Source organism: Aequorivita vitellina (assembly GCF_022008365.1).
GTDB classification, from domain to species: domain Bacteria; phylum Bacteroidota; class Bacteroidia; order Flavobacteriales; family Flavobacteriaceae; genus Aequorivita; species Aequorivita vitellina.
This window is the reverse complement of the sequence record NZ_JAIRBA010000115.1, coordinates 1-711: the sequence shown is the minus strand read 5'-3', so window position 1 is coordinate 711 and position 711 is coordinate 1. Positions and strand designations below refer to the sequence as shown.

The following is a 711-nucleotide window of genomic DNA, read 5'->3' as shown; positions in this document are numbered from 1 at the left end:
AGTTTCTTGAAGGGGAAGGTGGCAGCTGGGGGATAATTTTGATTGTTTATAAAACTGTCATTCCCAGCTGACGGAAGGGGTAGAGGTTACATCTATCTTCATCTTCATCTTCATCTTCATCTTCGATTTCGATTTCGATTTCGATTTCGATTTCGATTTCGTCCTACGTCCTACGTCCTACCGTCCTACGTCTAGCATCTAACATCTCCCCAAAAAAAAGCCCAAAAACCAACGCCAACTAAAGCATCAATTCCCAGACTCAATATTAATAAGTAACTCGGTAATCTCAGAACCCTAATCGTCCAGCAACTACCGTCCACCGACTAAAGGCTACGATTAAGCCTCCGGATGGTTATCTCCACTCTTCATACTCCACGCGTCTAGCATCCAGCTTACTTTTTCAATATAACCAATATAGCCACCAATCATATCAATTGTTCCTTCATCACCTGCTTTATCGGCAGTTTCTACAACCTTACGCATTTGCTTTAGTAGCTTTCCATGGTCATCGAGTAATATTTTAACCATTTCCAAATCCTTCGTATCTGCAGACGATTCTTTAATATTGCTCATTTTTAAATAATCAGTAAAATTACTGGTAGGTTGAAAGCGAAGCGTTAATATACGTTCTGCAATCTCATCAATTTTTGTCTTTGCATCCTCGTACATATCTTCAAACTTCACGTGCAGATCAAAAAAGTTATGACCTAC

The 711-nt window shown here is 39.7% G+C and carries 1 protein-coding gene; it reads right to left on the bottom strand.

The window, feature by feature from the left end:
- Window positions 1-336 precede the first annotated feature (336 nt).
- Window positions 337-711: Dps family protein (locus K8089_RS16220; RefSeq protein WP_237604331.1), on the bottom strand; the 375-nt coding region annotated here is incomplete at its 5' end.